Source organism: Denitrobaculum tricleocarpae (assembly GCF_007004665.1).
Classification (GTDB): Bacteria; Pseudomonadota; Alphaproteobacteria; order Kiloniellales; family Kiloniellaceae; genus Denitrobaculum; species Denitrobaculum tricleocarpae.
On the sequence record NZ_ML660052.1, the window covers coordinates 1,039,277 to 1,059,607 of the forward strand.

A 20,331-nucleotide genomic window follows, 5' to 3' on the forward strand; every position below is an offset into this window, starting at 1 on the left:
AACTAATAAGCGCTATTTACCATGATCACGTACAATCATGAGGGGATCAATTCATTTATTTTTCTCTTTAAAGGTGGGGCTTTACGATACGTTGGCCCTCGCTGCCCCGCCGGCCTTGGCAGGGAGGCGCGCAAAAGACCATTCCGAAGCGTTATCGAAATTGAAGTTGTTGATGCGCAACGGCTGCCACTTGCCGAAGGGGGATATTCCGAGAGAGAGCCCCCTCAGGCGAAGGCTTCTTCCCAACTGCCCTGGGTGGCCGCCTTGGTGTACTCGGTCGCGCGGTTCTCGAAGAAGTTGACGTGTTCGACACCGTTGAGCATTGCGTCGAGCCAGGGCAGGGGGTTCTTCTCAGTGCGGTAAAGCGGCTGGAGACCGAGCTGGTTGAGACGGCGGTCGGCGATATAGCGGATATAGGCTTTTACCTCTTCGGCGGTCAAACCCTCGATGCCGTCCATTTCGAAGGCCAGGTCGATGAAGGCGTCCTCATGGGTGACGATGGTCTCGCAGGCTTTGTAAAGCTCGCGTTCGAAATCGTCGGTCCAGACCTCCGGGTTTTCACCGATAAAGGTCTTGAAGAGGCGGATCGCCGACTGGGTGTGCAGGGTTTCGTCGCGAACCGACCAGGAGACGATCTGGCCCATGCCCTTCATTTTATTGAAGCGCGGGAAGTTGAGCAGGATCGCGAAGCTGGCGAAAAGCTGCAGGCCTTCGGTAAAGGCTCCGAAGACCGCGAGGGTCAGCGCGATGTCCTCCTTCGTCTCGACACCGAATTCCTGCATGTAATCGTACTTGTCCTTCATCTCCTTGTAGTGAAGGAAGGCGGAGTACTCGGATTCTGGCATGCCGATGGTGTCGAGCAGGTGCGAATAGGCCGCGATATGCACCGTCTCCATGTTGGAGAAAGCGGAGAGCATCATCTGCACTTCGGTCGGCTGAAAGACCTGGCTGTAATGCTTCATGTAGCAGTTGTTCACTTCCACGTCCGACTGCGTGAAGAAACGGAAGATCTGCGACAGCAGGTTCTTTTCAGCATCGCTCAGCTTCTGTTGCCAATCCTTGACGTCGTCGGCGAGCGGCACTTCCTCCGGGAGCCAGTGGATCCGCTGTTGCATCAACCAGGCGTCATAGGCCCAGGGGTAGCGGAAGGGCTTGTAAACCGGGCTTGCATCCAACAGGGACATGGGGTGTTCTCCTCTGCGGCAGGGCGAACCGAGATCCGCGGCCTTGCCGGATAATTCATTTCGCTTCGCAGAAACGTTCGCAGAAACGAAGGCCTCTCACGCCCTACTTGAACTGGTGAGAGGCTCTTAAAAAGTAAACTGCGTTCCGGTTCCTGAAACGCTGAAAATCGGTCTAGGCGGTCAAATGACCAGGATCTTGTTTGCCTGAAGCCATCAGGCTTATCATCGCATTACCGGAGGACGTTTTACCGAAGGACGTCTACTGGCAGGCGAGACACTCTTCGTAGTCCGTGCTGGATGGTGCCGCTGCTCTGTCCTGGCCCTTACTGTCGATCTTGCCCAAATGGGGAACAGATGCGACGGGCTCGTTGAGATTTGCGGATTCAGCCCGCTGCATCGACTTCGAGCGGCAGTAGTAAAGGGATTTCACACCCTTTTTCCAGGCCTGGAAGTGGATCTGATGCAGGTCGCGCTTGTGCACGTCGGCCGGCACGAAGACGTTCAGAGACTGGGCCTGGCAGATGAATGGCGTGCGGTCGGCCGCATGCTCGATCAGCCAGCGCTGATCCAACTCGAACGCGGTCTTGAACACGTCTTTCTCGTCGTCGGACAGGAAATCCAGGTGCTGGACCGAACCCTCGTTCAGGGTAATCGAAGTCCAGGTGTCCTCGTCGTTGTGGCCTTTTTCTTCCAGCAGTGCTTCGAGGTACTTGTTCCTGACGTTGAACGAGCCTGAGAGGGTCTTGTGGGTGTAGCTATTGGCCGCGACGGGTTCGATGCCCGGCGATGATCCGCCGCAAATGATCGAAATGGACGCGGTGGGCGCGATCGCGATCTTGTTGGAAAACCGCTCCTTGATGTTGAACTCTTCAGCATCGAGGCAGGCGCCGCGCTCCTCAGCAAGCAGCTTCGAAGCGGCATCGGCCTGATCGCGAATCTGCTTAAAGATCTTTTTATTCCAGACCTTTGCCATCACCCCTTCCATGGGGATGCCGTTCTTCTGCAGGAAGGAGTGGAAGCCCATCACGCCCAGACCGACCGACCGCTCGCGCTCGGCGGAATAGCGCGCCCGCGTCATGGAATCCGGGGCTTTGGCAATGAAGTCGCTGAGCACATTGTCGAGGAAGCGCATAATATCCTCGACCAGTCCTTCGTTATCCTGCCACTCGCTGTACTTATCCAGGTTCAGGGAGGACAGGCAGCAGACCGCCGTGCGGTCGACACCATGATGATCGATCCCGGTCGGCAGCGTGATTTCGCTGCAGAGATTGGACATCTTGACGTTCAGCCCGGCCAGCTTGTGATGCTCGGGGATCGCACGATTGATGTGATCGCCGTAAATAATGTAGGGCTCGCCGGTCTCGATCCGGGCGGTCAGGATGCGGATCCAGAGTTCGCGTGCTTTGACCTTGCGGATCACCGCATTGTCTTTCGGGCTGGTGAGCGCCCATTCGTCGTCGTTTTCAACGGCGCGCATAAAGGCATCGGTCAGCAGAACGCCGTGATGCAGGTTTAGCGCCTTACGGTTCGGATCCCCGCCGGTCGGACGGCGCAGCTCGATGAATTCCTCGATTTCAGGGTGGGTCACCGGCATGTAACAGGCTGCCGATCCCCGGCGCAGAGAGCCCTGGCTGATGGCCAGAGTCAGCGAATCCATAACCCGGATGAAAGGAATCACGCCACTGGTCTTACCATTGTGGCCGACCCTCTCGCCGATGGAGCGCAGATTGCCCCAGTAGCTGCCGATGCCGCCGCCGCGGGCGGCGAGCCAGACGTTTTCATTCCAGAGATCGACAATGCCGTCGAGCGAATCACCGGCTTCGTTCAAAAAGCAGGAAATCGGCAGGCCACGGGTGGTGCCGCCGTTGGACAGGACCGGCGTCGAGGGCATGAACCAGAGACGCGAAATCGCGTCGTAAAGCCGCTGTGCATGGGCGGTGTCGTCGGCAAAATGCGCCGCAACCCTGGCAAAGAGATCCTGAAAACTCTCGCCGTCCATCAGGTAACGGTCGGTCAGGGTCGCTTTACCGAATTCGGTCAGCAGGTCATCGCGTGTGCGGTTCATGACAACGCGGATGCCGCGTTCATTCTGGAAAATATCGCGGATCTCGCCATCGCCGAGCAGCGCATCATCCAGTTCGTCATGCTCTTCCGGCGCCATCTCGAGTTCGGCGAACATCTCGGCCTGAAGCGGCGGAGTTTCGGCCTGAAATGCCTCGAGTGACAACTTATCCACAGACTCTTCCGAAATTGTCATGACACCTTCACGCAATAATACCCCCGAACCGTCCATTCTAGCACTCCCTCGTTATCCACAGCCGTGGACAGTTTAACTGTGGAACAAACACAACATGTTGCGTGACAACTTTGTGAAGATACCATAGTTGGTAGAGTTGAAAACCAGAACAAATCATGAACTTTCGACTTTATACAGTCTGTGTCCGGCCCGCAACAACGGGGGGCTGAAAAACCCTGGTATCCTGTGCTTTTCCGGCTGTTTTGATGCTTATTTGGAGAACTTGCCAAGGTTGAATCTGATTTCGCGCCGCTGGCCTAAGGTTCAGAAATAATTGCAAGAATAGATAAAATTTGAGCGAAAAATTGCCCCTTCCTTCTTAACCGGAATGAAGGATTTTCCTGTCAGCCTTTTTCTGACGTTGCCGAGTTTCAGCTCCGCGCCGGGGTTTTTCGACCCCGGGCAGGGCAGGGGATGAGGCGGTTCACACTGTTCGGAGACTTTTTATGATGCGACGCGGGATTATCGCCATCTTTGCTTTGGCGTTTCTGGCCGGATGCGCGCAGCCAACCGTGAAACACTTTCCGGAAGGAAAGCAGCTTTCACAGTTTAAAGTTATGACTTGGCAGCATTGGGACCAGCTCGGCGATCGGGTGGTAACGGATATGATTGCGTCCCTGCAGTCTGTTCCGGAACTGGATGCCGCGAGCGGCGCGATCGAAGATGAACTCTATCAGCGCAGTCTGCTTGGCGGCCGGCCTTTCTATGTGCAGGGCCTGGCAGCCGACATGCCGTTCAGCACGGCATTCAAGGGCATTCTGCAGCAGAACCTCTTGAACAAGAACATGGCCGTGTCCTCCTCTTCGGAGCAGGCGATCGTGGTCAACTACCGGGTTCAGCCTTTCTTCTACGATGAGCGGAGCAATAAGTTCCCCGCGACCTCGACCATCCTGTGGTCGGTTGCGTCCGGACTGGGCCTTGCCGCGTTTGACGCCGTGCCGACCGAAGCCGCGGTTGCGGGCGGTATTGTTGGCGGTCAGATCATTACGGCCTTGATGGATTATGGTGCCGTGACCGATGCGGAAGTCGTCGTGACGACAAGCATCCTCTATGGCGACGCCATCCTCTATCAGAACACCGAGGCGCTTTACATCAAGCCTGAAGATCTCACGCTCTACATGACCCGCAACCCGGGCGTTGTTGCGCCGCGGCCGACCGAACCCCGCATTACCGAACGTATGCAGGTTCAGCGCGTGCCGGTGGTCAGCGAATAGTTACGAGGAATGATGACGATGCACCGCAAGACCAAAATTTTCTCGGCCCTATCGCTGGCGACTCTCCTGCTTTCGGGCTGCGTTCTCGATGGAAACCGACCCATCAAAAACCCCGAGCCTGTTGATGCCCACATCGGCACGCAGACTTACTTTGCGACCGACACCCTGGTTGACACCACGCTTCAGCCGCTTGACCGCGGCGAGCCGGTTCTGGTTGCCAGCCTGGTCGATATCGACGATCTGCGCCGCTCCTCGACACTGGGCCGTATGGTTGCCGAACAGGTCTCGGGTCGCCTAGCCCAGCTCGGCTATCACGTGACCGAGATGAAGCTGCGCGGATCCGTTGCCATCAAGCAGCAGGCAGGCGAGCTGGTTCTCTCACGTCAGCTCCAGCATCTGGGGCAGGAGCACGAAGCTCAGGCCGTGGTTGCCGGTACCTATGCCGTCGGCTCCAATCAGGTTCACATCAACCTGCGCCTGTTGCGCTCGACCGATGGCCGCGTGCTCTCCGCCGTGGATTACACGCTGCCGCTGGGACAGGACACCCGTGCTCTGGTTCCTGCAAAACATGAGAACGGCTGGCTGGTCCTTCCGGAAGGATAAGCCGGAACCCCTTCTGGGCAGGCGATCATCTCAGGATGACCCTGTCCGACGTAACGATCTCTTGAGACACGCCCGCCAGGCACTTGGCGGGCGTGTCTTGTTTGAGCTACAAGACATGCCTTCCTGATTCTTTGCTCGAGGCCCCTGTCTATGCTCGCCGTGATCTCTCCCGCCAAAAAACTCGACTTTTCGGAGGATTGGCAGCAGCCCTTCGCCAAGGCCTACTCTTCGCCGGCGTTTCAGGAAGATACCGAGATCCTGATCGATACGGCACGGACACTCGGCCGCAACGACATCTCGAGGCTCATGAGTCTGAGCGAGAATCTGGCCTCTTTGAATTACGACCGCTATCAGGCCTTCTCAAAGACCAGTGGTCCGGAAAACGCCAAACCTGCCGTCCTGGCGTTTCGCGGCGATACCTACGTCGGGCTGGACGCAGACAGTTTGGCCGATCAGGACTTCGCCTACGCCCAGGAGCACCTTCGGATTCTCTCGGGGCTCTATGGTTTGCTGCGGCCCCTGGATCTGATCCAGCCCTACCGTCTGGAAATGGGGACTCGTCTGAAAAACCCGCGCGGAACCAATCTCTACAGCTTTTGGGGCGACCGACTGACCGAAGCGTTGAATTCTGCTGGCCGGGACAGCCGTTCCGGGATCCTGGTGAACTTGGCGTCGAGCGAGTACTTTAAGGCGGTGCGGCCCAAGAAGCTGGAAGGCCGCCTGATCACACCGGTTTTTAAAGAAGAAAAAGACGGTGTGGCCAAGGTCATCGGTTTTTCGGCGAAACGCGCCCGGGGCATGATGGCGCGTTTCATCGTCAAGAACCGTCTGACCCGGGCAGTGGATCTTTTGGAATTCGACGATGGCGGATACCGCTTTGAACGTGAGATTTCAAATGACGATGCGCCGGTATTCGTCCGGCGTCACTGAACCGGGTTGCCCACGCCCATTTGACGGACCGCGGATTCGAATTAGATGAACTCGCGCTATTCGTGATGAGGAAAGAGAAGACCGTGAAGCGTGTCGCCGTTTATATGCTGATCGCCCTGGCGCTGGCGATCTACATCATGATCGTTATCTCCGTCGGCACGGCAATCCTGCCGGACCACTGGGCTGCGCAACTGGTGTTTTATGGTGTGACAGGCATCATCTGGATCTTCCCGCTGATGCGCATCATCGAATTTTTCTACAAGCGGCGCGAATCCTGAGGCGGATTCACAGGCTTGGAGCAGGTCCACCCATTGGAGCAGGTCCACCCAAAGGCAGCACCTGCTCCAAAAAACGGATCGTTTTTCCTTACGAACGGGAAGTGATGTGGCGCAAAGCCTGCGCGGGCAACTTCACCCGCCGGCGGATTTGTACTCTGCGATCTTGCCCTTGAGCTCCCGGTATTCATCGCAACCGAAGAAGCAGAGGCCGTCCAGGATTTCCAGTTGTTTCTCGGCCTTTTCCAGCTGCGACGTCTGCAGATAGAGCTCACCCAGATATTCGTTTGCGCCCAGGTGATCGGGTTCGATGCTCAAGGCTTTCTGATAATACTCCAGGGCTTCGTCGAACCGGCCCAGTTTGCGGTGCGAATAGCCCAGGTAGTTGTAGGCATCGGCGTTCTTGGGCTCGGCCTTGGTCACTTTCTTCAGGGAGATGATCGCTGCCGGGTAGTCACCTGCCTTGATTTTCGCCTCGGCAGCTGTGAAATCCGCATTCCGGCTGCTCGAGGAGTCGTCCCAGCCGCCGGCGGCAAAGGCGCTTCCGTTGATCAGAAGCAAGGTAAGGGCAAAAGCAGATAAGAACTTGTTCATTGGTATGCGCCTCATTATGTTCGGCTTAACAACCTGTTGGGGTGCTGTCGGCATATATTTGGTTTCGGATCATGCCGGCAAAAGCCATACTTGGTGATGATGCCACGACAACACCGCTCAACGATGTTTTATTCCTTCGGCACAAAGATTTTTTCATTACACAATTTTTTCGGTCTTTATGTGGAATAAATTCGAACCCCCAAGCGTTGTCACTGCAGAAGGACGCATGTGCTCGTGATGCGCAGGTGCAATTGATGTCGGAACGGACCGACGGCTTTGAGCAGGCGCTGATCGACCTTCTGCCACGTTTGAGGAGGTTCGGTTGCAGTCTGACCGGCTCCCTGGACACGGCGGATGATCTGGTTCAGGCGTCCTGTGAACGTGCGCTGACCCGAGTGCATCAGTGGATGCCGGGGACGCGCCTGGACTCATGGGTGTTTTCGATTATGCAATCGATTTGGCATAACGAGTTGAGATCCCGCAAGGTGCGGCGGGGGACCGGTTTGGCGGATACCGAGCATCTGGTCGACGTCTCGGCTGAGAGCGAGGTTGAGGCCGGTTTGCTGCTCGGCGATCTGGAAAAGGTCTTCGCACGCTTTCCGGAGCAGCAGCGGACGTTACTCATGTTGGTCAGTGTTGAAGGTTACAGTTACAAAGAGGCTTCCGAGATTCTGGACATTCCGATCGGCACGGTCATGAGCCGGCTCTCCAGGGCCCGCCTGACACTGGCCGAGCATATGTCCGATTTTCTGCCCGAAGCGGCCTCCGGCGAAGGACTTACGTAGGATCATGTCTGTAGAGAACATCACTCCGGGCAACTTAAACGACTTTCTCGTCGCCTATGTGGACGGCGAACTTTCGGCCGCCGAAATGGGCCGGGTCGAGACGTTGTTGGCCGATGATCCGAAAGCCCGGAAGCTGAGAGATATCCTGCGGGCTCAGAGTGAATCACTCAAAGGCCTGCATCGTGGAATCGTCGAGCAGCCCGTACCTGCGAATCTGATCTCGGCAATTCGGAGCGGCGCAGGCACGAGCGGTGGCGCGGATCTGCAGGCCGCCAACCATTCTTCTTCTGAAGTCAGGCATCCTGCAGCCGTGGTTTCGTCGTCCGATGCAAGAGCGGGCGGCAGCCGGACGCGGCTGTGGTTGGTCGCGGCTTCCGTGGCATTTCTTTGTGTCGGCGCTGCGGGCGGTTTTGTCGCCGGTGAGCGCTATGGCATTGTGCCGGCCGCGCAAAACGATTGGCTCACGCAGGTCGCCGATTATCACGGCATCTACGCAAAAGAGAAACGGCATCTCGTCGAAGTCTCCGCCGATGAAACACCGCACATCGAGAGCTGGCTCGGCAATCGTTTGGGCCGGACGCTCACAGTTCCGGATCTCTCCGCGAGCGGCGCCGAGTTCAAAGGGGCGCGTCTGCTGGGTATTAACGGTAAACCGGTTGCGCAGTTGATCTACCAGATACCGGGCGGAGACCCCTTTGCGCTTTGCGTGATGCCGAGCGCTGCGGGCGACATGACACCGGTTGCGGCGCAAAGAGCGGATCTCAACATGGTTGAGTGGCGTCAGGACGGCTACGCTTATGTGGTCGTGGGCTGGGAGGATGAGTCCGCGTTACGGGCGCTGGCGGAACCGGCAAGAGAGACGCTCGATCTCTAAATCCGATGGTTGGATCAGTTCCACCACACTAACTTGCCGCTGAATGCCTGTTTGCCAGCTGCAGGGATATCTCTTTCAGAACGCCCCGGAGCTCCTTGCCCTGCGCGAGGCCTTCGCCGCGCGCATCGAAAACTGCAAACCCCTTCTCGCTGACTTCGAGAACAAAATCGCTCGACGGGATCTGCTTTTCGGTCGAATTTCTGAGACTGATATTAAACGCCAGACTTGACGCGTTGTCTTGCTGTGTAAGCGAAAATCCGTTCGAGCGGCACCATTTCAGCAGAGCGTCCTGATCCGATATACGAAGTCTTTTCCGTCCTTGATACTGCGTCATCATGATAGATTTGCTCTTGCTGTGCGTTGGTTTTCCGCCGTTTCGCCCCGGTTATAGCCGACAGCAACAGGGGCATAAAAGGAATTCCTGGTTTAGAGTCAGGTCCTTTGACACCGGCGTGCCCGGCTTGGGAGAAACCAATTTTAAATCATATGGTTAGCGCAGAGTTTTTACTCGCAATCCCGGCCTTTGGCAAGAAACGGACGTCTGACAGGTGGCACCTTTCAATCAAAGAGCGTAAAATTCGAGGCGTACGGAGCCAGGACAGGGCCGCTCCCTCTTGACGAAAAGACTTTGAGACGGGAACGTGAATGACCATCTACCTGTTTAGGTAAGACGGCGGCGGCACGGAGGTGAAGAACGGAAGAGAGTGCATTGACGCTGCTTCGGCCAAACTGTCGTTGGCAGGAAACCAGGTGAGGCGGATGCCGTCTCGGCGCGTGGTTCTGTCCGCACCGTGTCCGCGTGAAGAGCGTCTTTCAGAGTCCGAATGACTGAGGGAGGATAAGCAAGACCTATGACGGTTAAAGCATTGCTCAAAGGCAAGGGCGGCAGCGGAGAAGTCTCGACGATCCGGTCCGATATCACCATTGACGCGGCTGTCCGCGTTCTGAAAGAGAAGAGGATCGGCGCACTTGTAGTCTGCGATGACGGTAAAACGATCGCAGGAATACTTTCCGAACGTGACGTTGTTCGAGGTCTGGCGGACCATGGTGCTGTGCTCATGCAGATGCCGGTCGCCTCCCTGATGACCAGTACCGTCAAGACAACGCATCCCCGCGAGAAGGTCGATGACGTCATGTCGGAGATGACGCAAAGCCGGATCCGTCATCTGCCGGTGGTCCAGGACGGTGCGATTTGCGGCTTGGTGTCTATCGGCGATGTCGTGAAGTATCGGATGAAAGAGCTTGAGTCCGAAACAAGTGTTCTCCGGGACTTCATTGTAGGGCGTTAGGGCAGGTCTGAAGCAGGCGGATCCGAAGACTTTTTGATCTTTCCCGCCGGCAGAGCTATCTTCGGCTGGTTAAACAACGGCCGCAAGGTGACAGGCCTGGCGGATCGCTCATTGTCTGCCGCGTCTGCCGCGCATTTCTCAGGTTGGTCTCCGGGCTCTTTTGAGACGAACGGGTTTGCGGATCGTCTTTTTGATCGCAGCTTTATCTTTGGCCTTCTTTTTGCCGCGGCGCATATCGCTCGACGCTTCATAGACCGGTTTTCTCAGCCTGTTGATGCTGCCCAGCGGCTGATGTTCCGCGAGGCAATGCCAGGGTGTAAACGACATCTTCTCGCACTGCGCCTCACGCCGTGCCGACGCTTTCCCCTGATCGGAACCCGGACGGTCTTGCGGCGCAGGTATGATCAGTCTCGCGACCGAGACGAATGGAGTCTTTGCTTCGTCCCATATGGCCGTGGCGTCTTCGATCTGAAGATTCTTTTCAGCCTTACCCCGGACCTGCAGCCTGAAATCGAAACAGATGTCTTCACGTTGCCGCACGCGCTGTCTTACCGCGCGGCGAAGATAGTTAGGGCCGGCCTGTGGCGGCACGGCTTGAGGTGCTTCGCCGCCCCAGGGAACGGCGGCAAATCGCATGATCCGATCCGGACCGAAAAGAAAAGGCGCTGCCCCGAAGTAGGCGACCTCCATTGGGTTCTCTACCGGCTTTGCCTGGATCATCTGGATGACGCCGGCGGTTTTCGCCGCGCGCTGTTTTTCTGCGGCCGAGGCACCGGAGTTAGGATCCAGGATGGGCTGCAACAAAGCGCCCACCGCAGCCGTTTCATTGTCGCCGGTTTGCTCAAGGACTTTGTTGAGCAAGAGATACTGCTTGCTGTCCACGAAGGCGAAAGCCGGCGTGTTGATCATCAGGAAATCCTGGTTCTTGGCCCCGTCATCCGCGAGCAGAACCCGCCCGCCCACATCCAGCACCTTGATGGCCAGGCCCCGGCTGCCATTCTGCTGCGCCTGCGGATCTGACGTGCCCAGATCATGGGCGACTTTGATGGCTGCGTTCGAAAAGCGCACCCATGCGCGATAGCGCTTTCCGGGCGTCGCAAAAAGACCAGCCCGTAACGCCTCGGGGATATCCTGGCGAATTTCGAAGACGGCGCGCAGGCAGCCATGGGATTTCGGGTGGACACCACGCAGGACCTTCTTGTTTTTCTGCCTGTAGCGCTTGTCCAGAAGCTTTGACGTGAGCTTTGTCAGTTCCCGGATTTCACGGGCTTCGCCGGTCGGGTCTGCAATCTTCTCGAACGGATTGTTCGGCGCCTTGGCCATCGGTATCCCCCCTACAACGATGATCGTTATCTCGGTGTGATTGGGTCGAACGCAGTTTCATTATTGCACGTATACAAATGAATGGCAATTTGGGGGATTTCAGATTTCTGAGACAGCTCTTCCGCATCCATTTGAAGGGCTGACATCAGTCGGCAAAAAAACAGGCAGCCGAAGCTGCCTGTTTTCGAAAAAGCTCATGCTGTCGCTCAAAGGCTGCGCTGTTACTGGAAGCCTTAGGTCCTTGTTACGCGCGCAATGCCGCGTTCTCGGGATCGTACGGCGACTCTTCGATCACCCGGGCCGGAAAAAGTTCACCAAGGATATCGACCTTCAGCTCGGTCCCAGGCTCCGCCACTTCCGGCTTCACGTAGGCGAGGGCGAGGCTCTTGCCCACGCTGTGCCCGAAAGCGCCGGCCGTCACGCGGCCGATCATTGCATCGCCCTGGTAAAGCGGTTCATTGCCCAGGCAGTCGGCATCCTTGACGTCGACCTCCAGCGTGATGAAGCGCTGCGGCACACCGGCTTCCTGCTGCCGCACCAGGGCTTCCCGTCCGACGAACTCACCCTTGTTGAGGCGCACGAAGCGGTTCAGGCCGGCCTCCAGAATGGAGTACTCGGTGGTCAGGTCGCTGCCCCACATGCGGTAGGACTTTTCGATCCGCATGGAATCCATGGCCCGCATGCCGACCAGTCCGATTCCGAATTCCTCGCCCGCCTTCATCAGCGTATCGAAGATGTGGTTCTGGAATTCGATCGGGTGATGCAATTCCCAACCGAGACCGCCGACAAAGTTGACGCGCAGGGCCCGGACGTCCGATGCCATGCCGACCGAGATCGTCTGTGACGACAGCCAGGGGAAGGCTTCGTTAGAGAGGTCGGTGTCCGTCACCTTGGCCAGCACATCACGGGCATGCGGTCCGGCCAGAACGAAAACACCCCGGCTGGTGGTGATGTTGTTCAGGGTAACACTGCCGTCATCGGGCAGCTCCTTGAGCAGCAGATCGGAATCGTAGCGTTCGGCGGCGCCGGAGGAGATCAGGTAGAAACTCTCCGGTCCCATGCGGGTGATGGTGAATTCGCTGCGCACGCCACCTGAGGGAGTCAGATTGTGGGTCAGGGCGATCCGCCCGACCTTCTTGGGCAGCGCATTGGCGACCAGGCGGTCGAGAAAAGCTTCCGCACCGGGGCCGGAGACATCGAACTTGGAGAAGCTGGTCAGATCGATCAGGCCGACCTTTTCGCGCATCAGCTTGCACTCATTGGCGACGTGCTCGAAGTAGTTGGTGCGGCGGAAGCTCCAGTCGTCCTTGCGTTCGACACCTTCCGGCGCGAACCAGTTCGGGCGCTCCCAACCGTAGCGCTGCCCCCAGACCGCGCCCGCGGCGTCCAGTTTGTCGTGGCAGGGGCTGGTCTTGCAGGGCCGAGCCGCGGGGCGTTCTTCATCCGGATAATGGATGGTGAAGACGTTGGCGTAGGCTTCCTCGTTCTTCGCAACCGTATAGGCTTTGTTGGCGTAGGCTCCGAAACGACGCGGGTCCACGTCCAGCATATCGAGGCTGGACTCGCCCTGGCAGATCCATTCGGCCAGATATCTGCCCGCGCCGCCGGCGGCGGTAACGCCAAAGCTGAAGCCCTCGGCCAGCCAGTAGTTGCGCAGTCCGAAAGCCGGACCGATCATGGGGTTACCATCGGGCGTGTAGGAAATCGGGCCATTGACCACGTCCTTGATGCCCACTTCGCCGAAGATCGGCACGCGGTTGATGGCCGCTTCGATGTGCGGTTCCAGACGCTCCAGATCGCCGGGGAAAAGATCCTGGCCAAAGGAATCGGGAACGCCGTCGACGAAACAGGCAGGCGCGCCTTTCTCGTATGGACCGAGGATCAGGCCCTGCCGCTCTTCGCGCATGTAGTAGGAGGCATCGGATTCCCGCAGGACCGCCATTTCGGGCAGACCGGCTTTCTTGCGCTCTTCCAGCAGAGGGTGGGCGTCTGTCACGATGTACTGGTGCTCGACCGGAATGACGGGGATGTCCAAACCGACCATGGCCGCGGTCTGGCGGGCGTAGTTGCCGGTCGCGGTGATCACGTGCTCGCAGGTGATCTCGCCTTTGTTGGTCGTGATTTTCCACTCGCCGCCGGGCAGTTGCGCGATCGCGGTGACTTCCGTCTGGCGATAGATCTCGGCGCCGCCGTTGCGCGCACCGATGGCCAGGGCGTTGGTCAGATCGACCGGCGCGATGTGTCCGTCGTCGGGATGATAAAGTGCGCCGACCAGGCCTTCGGTGTCGCATAGCGGCCAGAGTTCCTTGACCTGGGCGGGCGTGATCATCTCGTAGGGGACGCCGATGGTGTTCGCGGTCCCGCAATAGTGATGGTACTCGTCCATGCGTTCTTTGGTCGTCGCGAGGCGCAGGTTGCCGGTGACGTGGAAACTCACGTCCTGGCCGGTTTCTTCCTCCAGCGTTTTATAGAGATCGACCGAATACTTGTGAATCTGGCCGACGCTATAGCTCATGTTGAACAGCGGCAGCAGACCTGCAGCATGCCAGGTCGAGCCTGCGGTCAGTTCCGTCCGCTCCAGCAGGACCACATCCGACCAGCCCTGCTTGGTCAGGTGATAGAGAATGCTGGCGCCGACAACGCCACCGCCAACGACCACGGCCCGTGCATGTGATTTCATTCTTCTTCTCCCAAAACGCCGCTGAAGCTCCGTCATGCCGGATTAAGCGCCCGGCCGGATCTTCTGCCCGGCAGAGCTTCTTCAGTCGCCCTTGTCTGCAGCCAGTATCGAGCCGCTATTTTAATGACAGCCGCAAGATGGCCGATAGGCTTTTTATGGTCCGAACCGTTTGCGACACCGCGACGCCAGATTCCGACATGCGGGCTCCGTCGGGCGGCCTCGAGCGCCCGAACAGTGCTCTTCAGCTACCTCTTGCACCGTTTCGGCCGCGGGGCGCGTTTCCGAGGTTCGTGGTCGCGAATTCGACAGAGCCCACGCGGAAGGCGCGGGGATAATCGGGCTCAAGTTTTTTGGAGGATCGAGTTATGACCGATACGGGGGCTGGCGCCGCTGGTGGGCGCCGCGGCCGTAGCGCGCGTGGCGGTGCGGGCGGCGCGGAAGCACGCCGGGCGGCGCGGCAAAGTGGCAAAGTCGAACAGCTGCGCTACATCACGCGGAAAATTCCGGTTTTTGAGACCCTGAGCACCGAAGCGCTCGAGATGATCGAGTATAATGCCGACACCATTCTGGAAGAAGTCGGTATCGATTTCCGGGATGATCCGGAGGCGCTTGCGATCTGGAAAGAGGCGGGTGCGGATGTCCAGGGGGAGCGGGTCCGCTGTCCCCGCGGCATGTGTCGCAAACTGGCGCAAACAGCGCCCTCCGAATTTACGCAGCATGCCCGCAACCGGGAGCGCTCGGTTCAAATCGGCGGTAACAACACGGTCTTTGCCCCGGTCTATGGTCCGCCGTTCGTGCGCGACCTGGATGGCGGCCGCCGCTACGCGACGATCGAGGACTTCCGCAATTTTGTGAAGCTGGCCTATTCCATGCCGTCGGTCCACCATTCCGGCGGGACGGTCTGTGAGCCGGTGGACATTCCGGTGAATAAGCGCCACCTGGACATGCTCTACAGCCATATGCGCCTGTCGGACAAACCCTACATGGGTTCGGTCACCGCGCCGGAGCGGGCGGAGGACTCCATCGCCATGTCGAAGATCCTCTTTGGCGATGACTTCGTGGACAACAACACGGTGATGATCAGCCTGATCAACGCCAATTCGCCCATGACTTTCGACGACACTATGCTGGGCGCGCTGAAGGTTTACGCGCGCGCCAATCAGGCCTGCATCGTCACGCCCTTTATCCTCTCCGGTGCGATGGCGCCGGTGACGCCCGCCGGTGTGCTGGCCCAGACCCTGGCCGAGGCTCTGGCCGGGATCGCCTTCAGCCAGCTGGTCAATCCCGGCGCGCCGGTGGTCTTCGGCAGCTTCGCGAGTTCGATCTCCATGCAGTCCGGTGCGCCCACCTTCGGCACGCCGGAACCGGCGCTTGTGCTCTACGGCGCGGCGGCGCTGGCACGGCGTCTCGGGGTGCCTTTCCGCTCCGGCGGTTCGCTCTGCGGCTCCAAGGTGCCCGACGCCCAGGCGGCCTATGAATCGGCGCAAACCCTGATGCCCACGGCCATGGCGGGCGTGAACTTCGTGCTGCACGGCGCGGGCTGGCTGGAAGGCGGACTGATCTCCTCCTATGAAAAATTCATCATGGACGCGGACCAGCTCGGGATGATGCAGACCATGCTGCAGGGCTATGATCTGACCGAAAACGGCCAGGCCATGGATGCGATCCGCGAGGTCGGGCCGGGCAGTCATTTCCTCGGCTGCGCCCATACCCAGGCCAATTTCCAGACCGCCTTCTACCGCTCGAACATCGCGGATAACAACAGCTTCGAGCAGTGGGAGGCCGAGGGCGCGCTGGACGCCAGCCAGCGGGCCAACAAGATTTACAAGCGGGTGCTGGCGGACTACGTGATGCCCGAAATGGATCCGGCCACGGACGAGGCCCTGCTGGCCTTCATCGCCCGGAAAAAGGAGTCCATGCCCGACGCCTTCAGCTGATCTTTCAGGCGGTTAGAGCGCGTTCTTCAGAGCATAGACCGGCTGCGGCTCCGGGATGCCCTTCATTTCGAAATGTCCTACAAATGTCACAGCCTGCGCGACGTTCTGCGCAAAGCTGTCGGACATGAGGACCGGCTGCCCCGTGGCCTTGGTCAGGGACTCGAGCCGGGCGGTCCGGTTCACGGTCGGGCCGATGACCGTAAAGGCCAGACGGTCCGGCGCGCCGACGTTGCCGTAGATGACCTTGCCCAGGTCGAGGCCGAGCCCGAAGCGGATCTCGGGCTGGCCGTTCCGGCGCCGGGAGAAGTTCACGGTCGCCAGACTGTCGAAAGCATCGATCGCGGAGTCCAGCGCCGCCTGGCAGGCTTCCTGCGCGCCGGGATGCCCGCCCGAGACTCCAGCCGTGATCCCGCCCGTCACTCCAGCGGCGGTTGTCTCGCTTCTCCCGTTCCCAATCCCGCTGGCATCTGCGCCTGAATCCGTCCCTGAATCTGCGCCTGAGTTTGCCTCCGCATTCTCGCCGGCAGAGCCGACAGGACCTTCGGCCCTGTGACCGCCCGCATCTGTTTGGACATTCCCCGTGACATTCCCTGGGGCGGCGTCCGCGCAGGGAAACATGACCAGCATGGCGTCGCCGATGAAGCTCAGGACCTCGCCGCCGCGCGCGGTCACGGCGGAGGAGAGAAACTCGAAGTAGGCATTGAGCAGGTCGAAGAGTTCCTCCGGGGGCAGGGCGTCGGTCAGGGCGGTGAAGTTGCGCAGGTCGCTGTACCAGAGCGCCGCGTCGATGGCCTCGCCGTCGCCCCTTTGGATCAGACCCTCCAGAACCTTCTGCCCGGTCCGGTGGCCCAGGTAGGTGTCCATGAGGGTTTCGGAGAGATGGCGCCGGGAGATGATCTCGAAGTTCGGGGCCAGGGCTTCGGCCAGCAGGCCAAACTTGGCGATGTCGAGGTCGCTGAAGCCCTCCGCCCGGTCGGTCGCGACGGCCAGGAAGTGCCGGCCGCCGTCGCTGAAGGCCATGGGCTGGATCACATAGTCCGTCGCCCCCTGATCCGCCAGCTCGAAGAGCACCAGGTGATCGCGCGCTTTATCAAGCCGGTCGAGCCGGTAGCGAACGGTCTTCAGGCTCTCGTTGAAGGCCTGGATCGGGCTGCCGATGTAGGCGTCGGATTGAAACACGCCATGGCGGGTCCGCAACACCTCGGCAGGACCGCGGCCGCGCTGCCAGATCACGGAGATCCCGAACATCTGCGGATGGATCAGGCGCAGGCCGCTGCGCAGCCGCCAGACCGGAGCCCCGACCTGCTCCAGCTGTTCGGCCAGCGCCGTGAGCAGGGGACCGGGCTTGGGAATCTGCCGGCCTTCGGTCAGCAGCCAGATCAGGACCGGCGCGAGGGGCCAGCCCTCCAGCCGTCCGGTCAGTGCGTCGTCGAGGCTTACGGTTGTCACGGCGTGTCGGGGCCTGTTCCGGTTTCAGAAGAGCCTGGTTGCAAGATAACCTCGTTTCAGGAGGTTTGCGTTTCAAGAGAGTTTCGTCTCAGGAACATCCGGCTTCAGGAAAATTTCGAGAAGTCGGGCAGGCGCTTTTCCATGAAGGCCTGCATGGCTTCGTGGGCCTCGGTCGATTCCAGGCGGTGGGCGAAGTGGCCGAGCTCCTTGTTGATCCGCTCCGTGACGCCGCCGGAGGTGTCTTTCATCAGGGCCTTGGTCAGGCGCAGGGCCTCGGGCGGTTTCGCCGCGAGACGCCGCGCGGTCTCCAGGGCGGTCTGCTCCAGGTCCGCGTCGGCGCAGACGCTGTTGATCAGGCCGACTTCGCGCGCGGTCTCGGGATCGAACATCTCCCCCAGCATCAGCAGTTCCGACGCCTTGCGGTGGCCGGCCAGCTGCGGCATCAGCAGGCTCGAGCCCGCCTCCGGGACCAGCGCCAGGTTCACGAAGGGCAGCTGGAATTTGGCCGAGGCCGCGGCGTAAGCGAAGTCGCAGTGCAGCAGCAGCGTCGTGCCGATCCCGATGGCCAAGCCGTTGACCGCCGCGATCAGCGGCTTCTCGGCCTGTGCGATGCAGTGCAGGAAGCTGGCGGCAGGGCTGTCGCCCGGGGTTGGGGGGTGGGCCAGGAAGTCGGCCAGATCGTTGCCGCTGGAAAAGGAATCGCCGCTGCCGGTGATCATCACCACGCGGACCTCCGGGTCGTCTTGCGCCGCCGCGACCAGGGCGGTCATGCGCTCGTACATGGCCAGGGTCAGCGCGTTCTTCTTTTCGGGCCGGTTGAGGGTGATCTTCAGAACCCGGTCTTCGGTCTGGGAGAGGATTGTGTCAGTCATGAGAAGATGGCCCTGCTTGAGGAGAGGAGGAATAGGGAGCGTCTGAGATTGCGGCCCCCTTCGAGATTGTAGCGTCCCGGCGCTTTGACAACCTTGCCGTTTCCGGACCGCAGATAGAGTCCATAAATCCGGCATCAGTGTGACGTCATGACGCCGCCGCGCCAAGCAAAACCCGCGCGCCGCCATGCCCTTGATAAGCGGGGCAAATCCGGCGCCCAACCGCGCGCAAAGCAGGCGTTTCCGCCGCTATCGGGGCCCGGTGATCCGCCAAATCCGGCCCCTCGCGCCAGTTCAATTAACTCAAATTTTACAGCAATTTATATAAAATTCTTGAGACTATACAAAAAGTATTGATGCCTTCCGCGTCGATACGCCCAGGGGTAGTTTCGAGAGTGGTTTCAGGTCTGGTTTTGGGGGGTGATTTCAGGGAACGGCTCTTGCCGTTGAAGCGTCCCAAACCGGAACCCAAAACAGGTCCCGAATTAGGCCCCGAACCAGGCCCCGAAACAGGAGAGGATTTTTCCATGTCCAGTGAGCAGGCACACGGCGTTCAGTCATCCGGGGAAGCGGCGGACGCGCCGAAAAGCAGGTCCAGCCGCGGATGGCTCGTGGCCGCGGGTGTGGTCTTCGGCGCGGTCATGGCCGTCGCCGCCGTCCACGCGATCCTGGCGTTGACGGGGCTCGCCGAGGGAGGTCCGGACTGGGGCAGGGATCTGCTCACGGGTTTGCTGGCCGCTGTGACGGCGGCCCTTGTGCTGCGTGTCCAGGCCGGGCGGGACGCTGCCGCGACACAGAACGCGGCGGGCGGCGAAACCGCCGCCGGGGAAGAGGCCCATCAAGACAGCCATAACAACACCGGCCAAGAGGTGTCTGCCCAAGAGATACCTACCGAAGAACCTCAGATGCTGATGACCGGCGGGGACGAGGACGGGCGGCGCCAGCACCTGGAGCAGATCGCATCGCGCCTGGAGAGCGACGGCCAGGCCATGGTCGAGCAGGTCATGGTCAACGCCGAGCTGCTGCATTCCGCCCTGCACCTCATGTCGTCCGGCGGTGGGGGCAACGCCGGCGAAGCCCTGACGGCGGCCCAGGAGGCCTCCACCTCCGCCGACACCATCGCCGCCTCCATGGAGGAACTGAGCATGGCGATCCGCGAGATTTCCAGCCAGGTGGCCACCTCCGCCGGGGTCGCGGTCGAGGCGGTGAACCGTTCCGAAGAGGCGGGCGAACTGGTCCAGACCCTGGACAGCGGCGCTCAGGCCATCGGCGAGATCGTCTCCCTGATCAAGGGCATCGCCGAACAGACCAACCTGCTGGCCCTGAACGCCACCATCGAGGCCGCGCGCGCCGGCGAGGCGGGCAAGGGCTTCGCCGTGGTGGCCAACGAGGTCAAGAACCTGGCGACCCAGACCGCCAAGGCGACCGAAGACATCTCCAACCAGGTCGGCGAAATCCAGACCGTCACCTCCCAGACCGTCGAGAGCATCGGCACGATCCGCTCGGTGATCGACCGCATGAACGAATCCAGCTCCGCCATCTCCGCCGCCATCGAGGAACAGAACGCCACCACGGAGCAGGTCGCGGGAACGGTAGGCCTGGTGGCGCAGGGGACGCGGCGGGTGACGGAGAGCTTGGAATCCGGCGCCCCGGCAGGCGGCGGCGGTTCCGGCGAGGAGAGCATGGCGCAGGTTGCTGAGGTCGCGCGGGTGATGGATCAGCTTGCGGCGACCTTGAGGGAGTCTGTTTCGGAGATTAGGGCGGCTTAGGGGAGGGCATCAAGTCGGCCGAATGTCAGAGCCGGTTCGAGTCCAGTTGGAAGTAGCTAGTGCAATCCGTCAGATGACATAAACGAACGAAAAACGGTGATTTGCGCAATTGGTAACCAACTTTGCGATACGAACTAGGGTCGGGACTCAATTGATCCACCAAGTGATGGAAGCGGCGAGGCATATGGCCGCGAGGAAGGTGTCGGCACGCTTGTCGTAGCGGGTCGCTATCCTCCTGAAATCCTTGAGCCTGCAGAACA

16 protein-coding genes and 1 pseudogene are annotated in these 20,331 nt (G+C 59.8%); 9 read left to right on the forward strand and 8 right to left on the reverse strand.

Annotation, left to right across the window (positions count from 1 at the left end; genetic code table 11):
- Nucleotides 1-224: 224 nt before the first annotated feature.
- Together FKG95_RS04770 and FKG95_RS04775 are read right to left on the reverse strand one after the other, a co-directional pair.
- Nucleotides 225-1,184: a ribonucleotide-diphosphate reductase subunit beta gene (locus FKG95_RS04770; protein WP_142895129.1), complete on the reverse strand. Its 960-nt coding sequence runs from the start codon at nt 1,182-1,184 to the stop codon at nt 225-227.
- A 259-nt stretch (nt 1,185-1,443) separates the two neighbouring features.
- A complete protein-coding gene (locus tag FKG95_RS04775) occupies nt 1,444-3,249 on the reverse strand; it encodes a ribonucleoside-diphosphate reductase subunit alpha (RefSeq protein WP_246116689.1) in 1,806 nt (601 codons plus the stop codon).
- Between the two features lie 677 nt (nt 3,250-3,926).
- Between FKG95_RS04775 and FKG95_RS04780 the strand changes: the two genes are divergently transcribed.
- The 4 genes from FKG95_RS04780 (at nt 3,927) to FKG95_RS04795 (ending at nt 6,505) form a co-directional block, all read left to right on the forward strand.
- Nucleotides 3,927-4,694: a hypothetical protein gene (locus tag FKG95_RS04780; protein ID WP_142895130.1), complete on the forward strand. Its 768-nt coding sequence runs from the start codon at nt 3,927-3,929 to the stop codon at nt 4,692-4,694.
- An 18-nt stretch (nt 4,695-4,712) separates the two neighbouring features.
- Nucleotides 4,713-5,297: a FlgO family outer membrane protein gene (locus FKG95_RS04785; RefSeq protein ID WP_142895131.1), complete on the forward strand. Its 585-nt coding sequence runs from the start codon at nt 4,713-4,715 to the stop codon at nt 5,295-5,297.
- A 150-nt stretch (nt 5,298-5,447) separates the two neighbouring features.
- The gene (gene yaaA, locus FKG95_RS04790; protein ID WP_142895132.1) at nt 5,448-6,227 is read left to right on the forward strand and encodes a peroxide stress protein YaaA; all 780 of its coding nucleotides are present in this window, start codon (nt 5,448-5,450) and stop codon (nt 6,225-6,227) included.
- Between the two features lie 83 nt (nt 6,228-6,310).
- Entirely contained in the window at nt 6,311-6,505 is a 195-nt protein-coding gene (locus FKG95_RS04795; protein WP_179953929.1) for a DUF2842 domain-containing protein, read from the forward strand.
- 132 nt (nt 6,506-6,637) lie between these two features.
- Here FKG95_RS04795 and FKG95_RS04800 read toward each other — a convergent pair whose 3' ends face one another.
- Nucleotides 6,638-7,096 (reverse strand): tetratricopeptide repeat protein, encoded by a 459-nt coding sequence (locus tag FKG95_RS04800; protein ID WP_179953930.1) that lies wholly within the window; start codon nt 7,094-7,096, stop codon nt 6,638-6,640.
- Nucleotides 7,097-7,350: 254 nt separating this feature from the next.
- Here FKG95_RS04800 and FKG95_RS04805 point away from each other — a divergent pair, with 254 nt between their 5' ends.
- From FKG95_RS04805 to FKG95_RS04815, 3 genes are all read left to right on the forward strand, one after another.
- Nucleotides 7,351-7,881, forward strand: a complete 531-nt coding sequence (locus FKG95_RS04805) for an RNA polymerase sigma factor (protein ID WP_142895135.1) — start codon at nt 7,351-7,353, stop codon at nt 7,879-7,881.
- Between the two features lie 4 nt (nt 7,882-7,885).
- Nucleotides 7,886-8,755: an anti-sigma factor family protein gene (locus FKG95_RS04810; protein WP_142895136.1), complete on the forward strand. Its 870-nt coding sequence runs from the start codon at nt 7,886-7,888 to the stop codon at nt 8,753-8,755.
- 851 nt (nt 8,756-9,606) lie between these two features.
- Nucleotides 9,607-10,044, forward strand: a complete 438-nt coding sequence (locus FKG95_RS04815) for a CBS domain-containing protein (protein ID WP_142895137.1) — start codon at nt 9,607-9,609, stop codon at nt 10,042-10,044.
- A gap of 138 nt (nt 10,045-10,182) precedes the next feature.
- Here FKG95_RS04815 and FKG95_RS04820 read toward each other — a convergent pair whose 3' ends face one another.
- Nucleotides 10,183-11,367 (reverse strand): catalase family protein, encoded by a 1,185-nt coding sequence (locus FKG95_RS04820; RefSeq protein ID WP_142895138.1) that lies wholly within the window; start codon nt 11,365-11,367, stop codon nt 10,183-10,185.
- A gap of 244 nt (nt 11,368-11,611) precedes the next feature.
- Complete coding sequence (locus tag FKG95_RS04825; protein ID WP_142895139.1) at nt 11,612-14,047, reverse strand: GcvT family protein; 2,436 nt, start codon at nt 14,045-14,047, stop codon at nt 11,612-11,614.
- Between the two features lie 365 nt (nt 14,048-14,412).
- Between FKG95_RS04825 and FKG95_RS04830 the strand changes: the two genes are divergently transcribed.
- Complete coding sequence (locus FKG95_RS04830; RefSeq protein WP_142895140.1) at nt 14,413-15,984, forward strand: trimethylamine methyltransferase family protein; 1,572 nt, start codon at nt 14,413-14,415, stop codon at nt 15,982-15,984.
- Nucleotides 15,985-15,996: 12 nt separating this feature from the next.
- On the opposite strand, the gene FKG95_RS29530 is transcribed toward FKG95_RS04830, so the two are convergent.
- Both FKG95_RS29530 and FKG95_RS04840 read right to left on the reverse strand, forming a co-directional pair.
- A complete protein-coding gene (locus tag FKG95_RS29530; RefSeq protein WP_179953931.1) occupies nt 15,997-17,433 on the reverse strand; it encodes an adenylate/guanylate cyclase domain-containing protein in 1,437 nt (478 codons plus the stop codon).
- A gap of 104 nt (nt 17,434-17,537) precedes the next feature.
- Complete coding sequence (locus FKG95_RS04840) at nt 17,538-18,305, reverse strand: enoyl-CoA hydratase (RefSeq protein ID WP_142895141.1); 768 nt, start codon at nt 18,303-18,305, stop codon at nt 17,538-17,540.
- 524 nt (nt 18,306-18,829) lie between these two features.
- On the opposite strand from FKG95_RS04840, the gene FKG95_RS30310 reads away from it, so the two are divergent.
- Entirely contained in the window at nt 18,830-20,071 is a 1,242-nt protein-coding gene (locus tag FKG95_RS30310) for a methyl-accepting chemotaxis protein (protein ID WP_281281421.1), read from the forward strand.
- A gap of 147 nt (nt 20,072-20,218) precedes the next feature.
- Here the strand turns inward: FKG95_RS30310 and FKG95_RS04850 are convergent.
- Nucleotides 20,219-20,331, reverse strand: a pseudogene (locus tag FKG95_RS04850) (IS5/IS1182 family transposase); the annotation flags it as partial.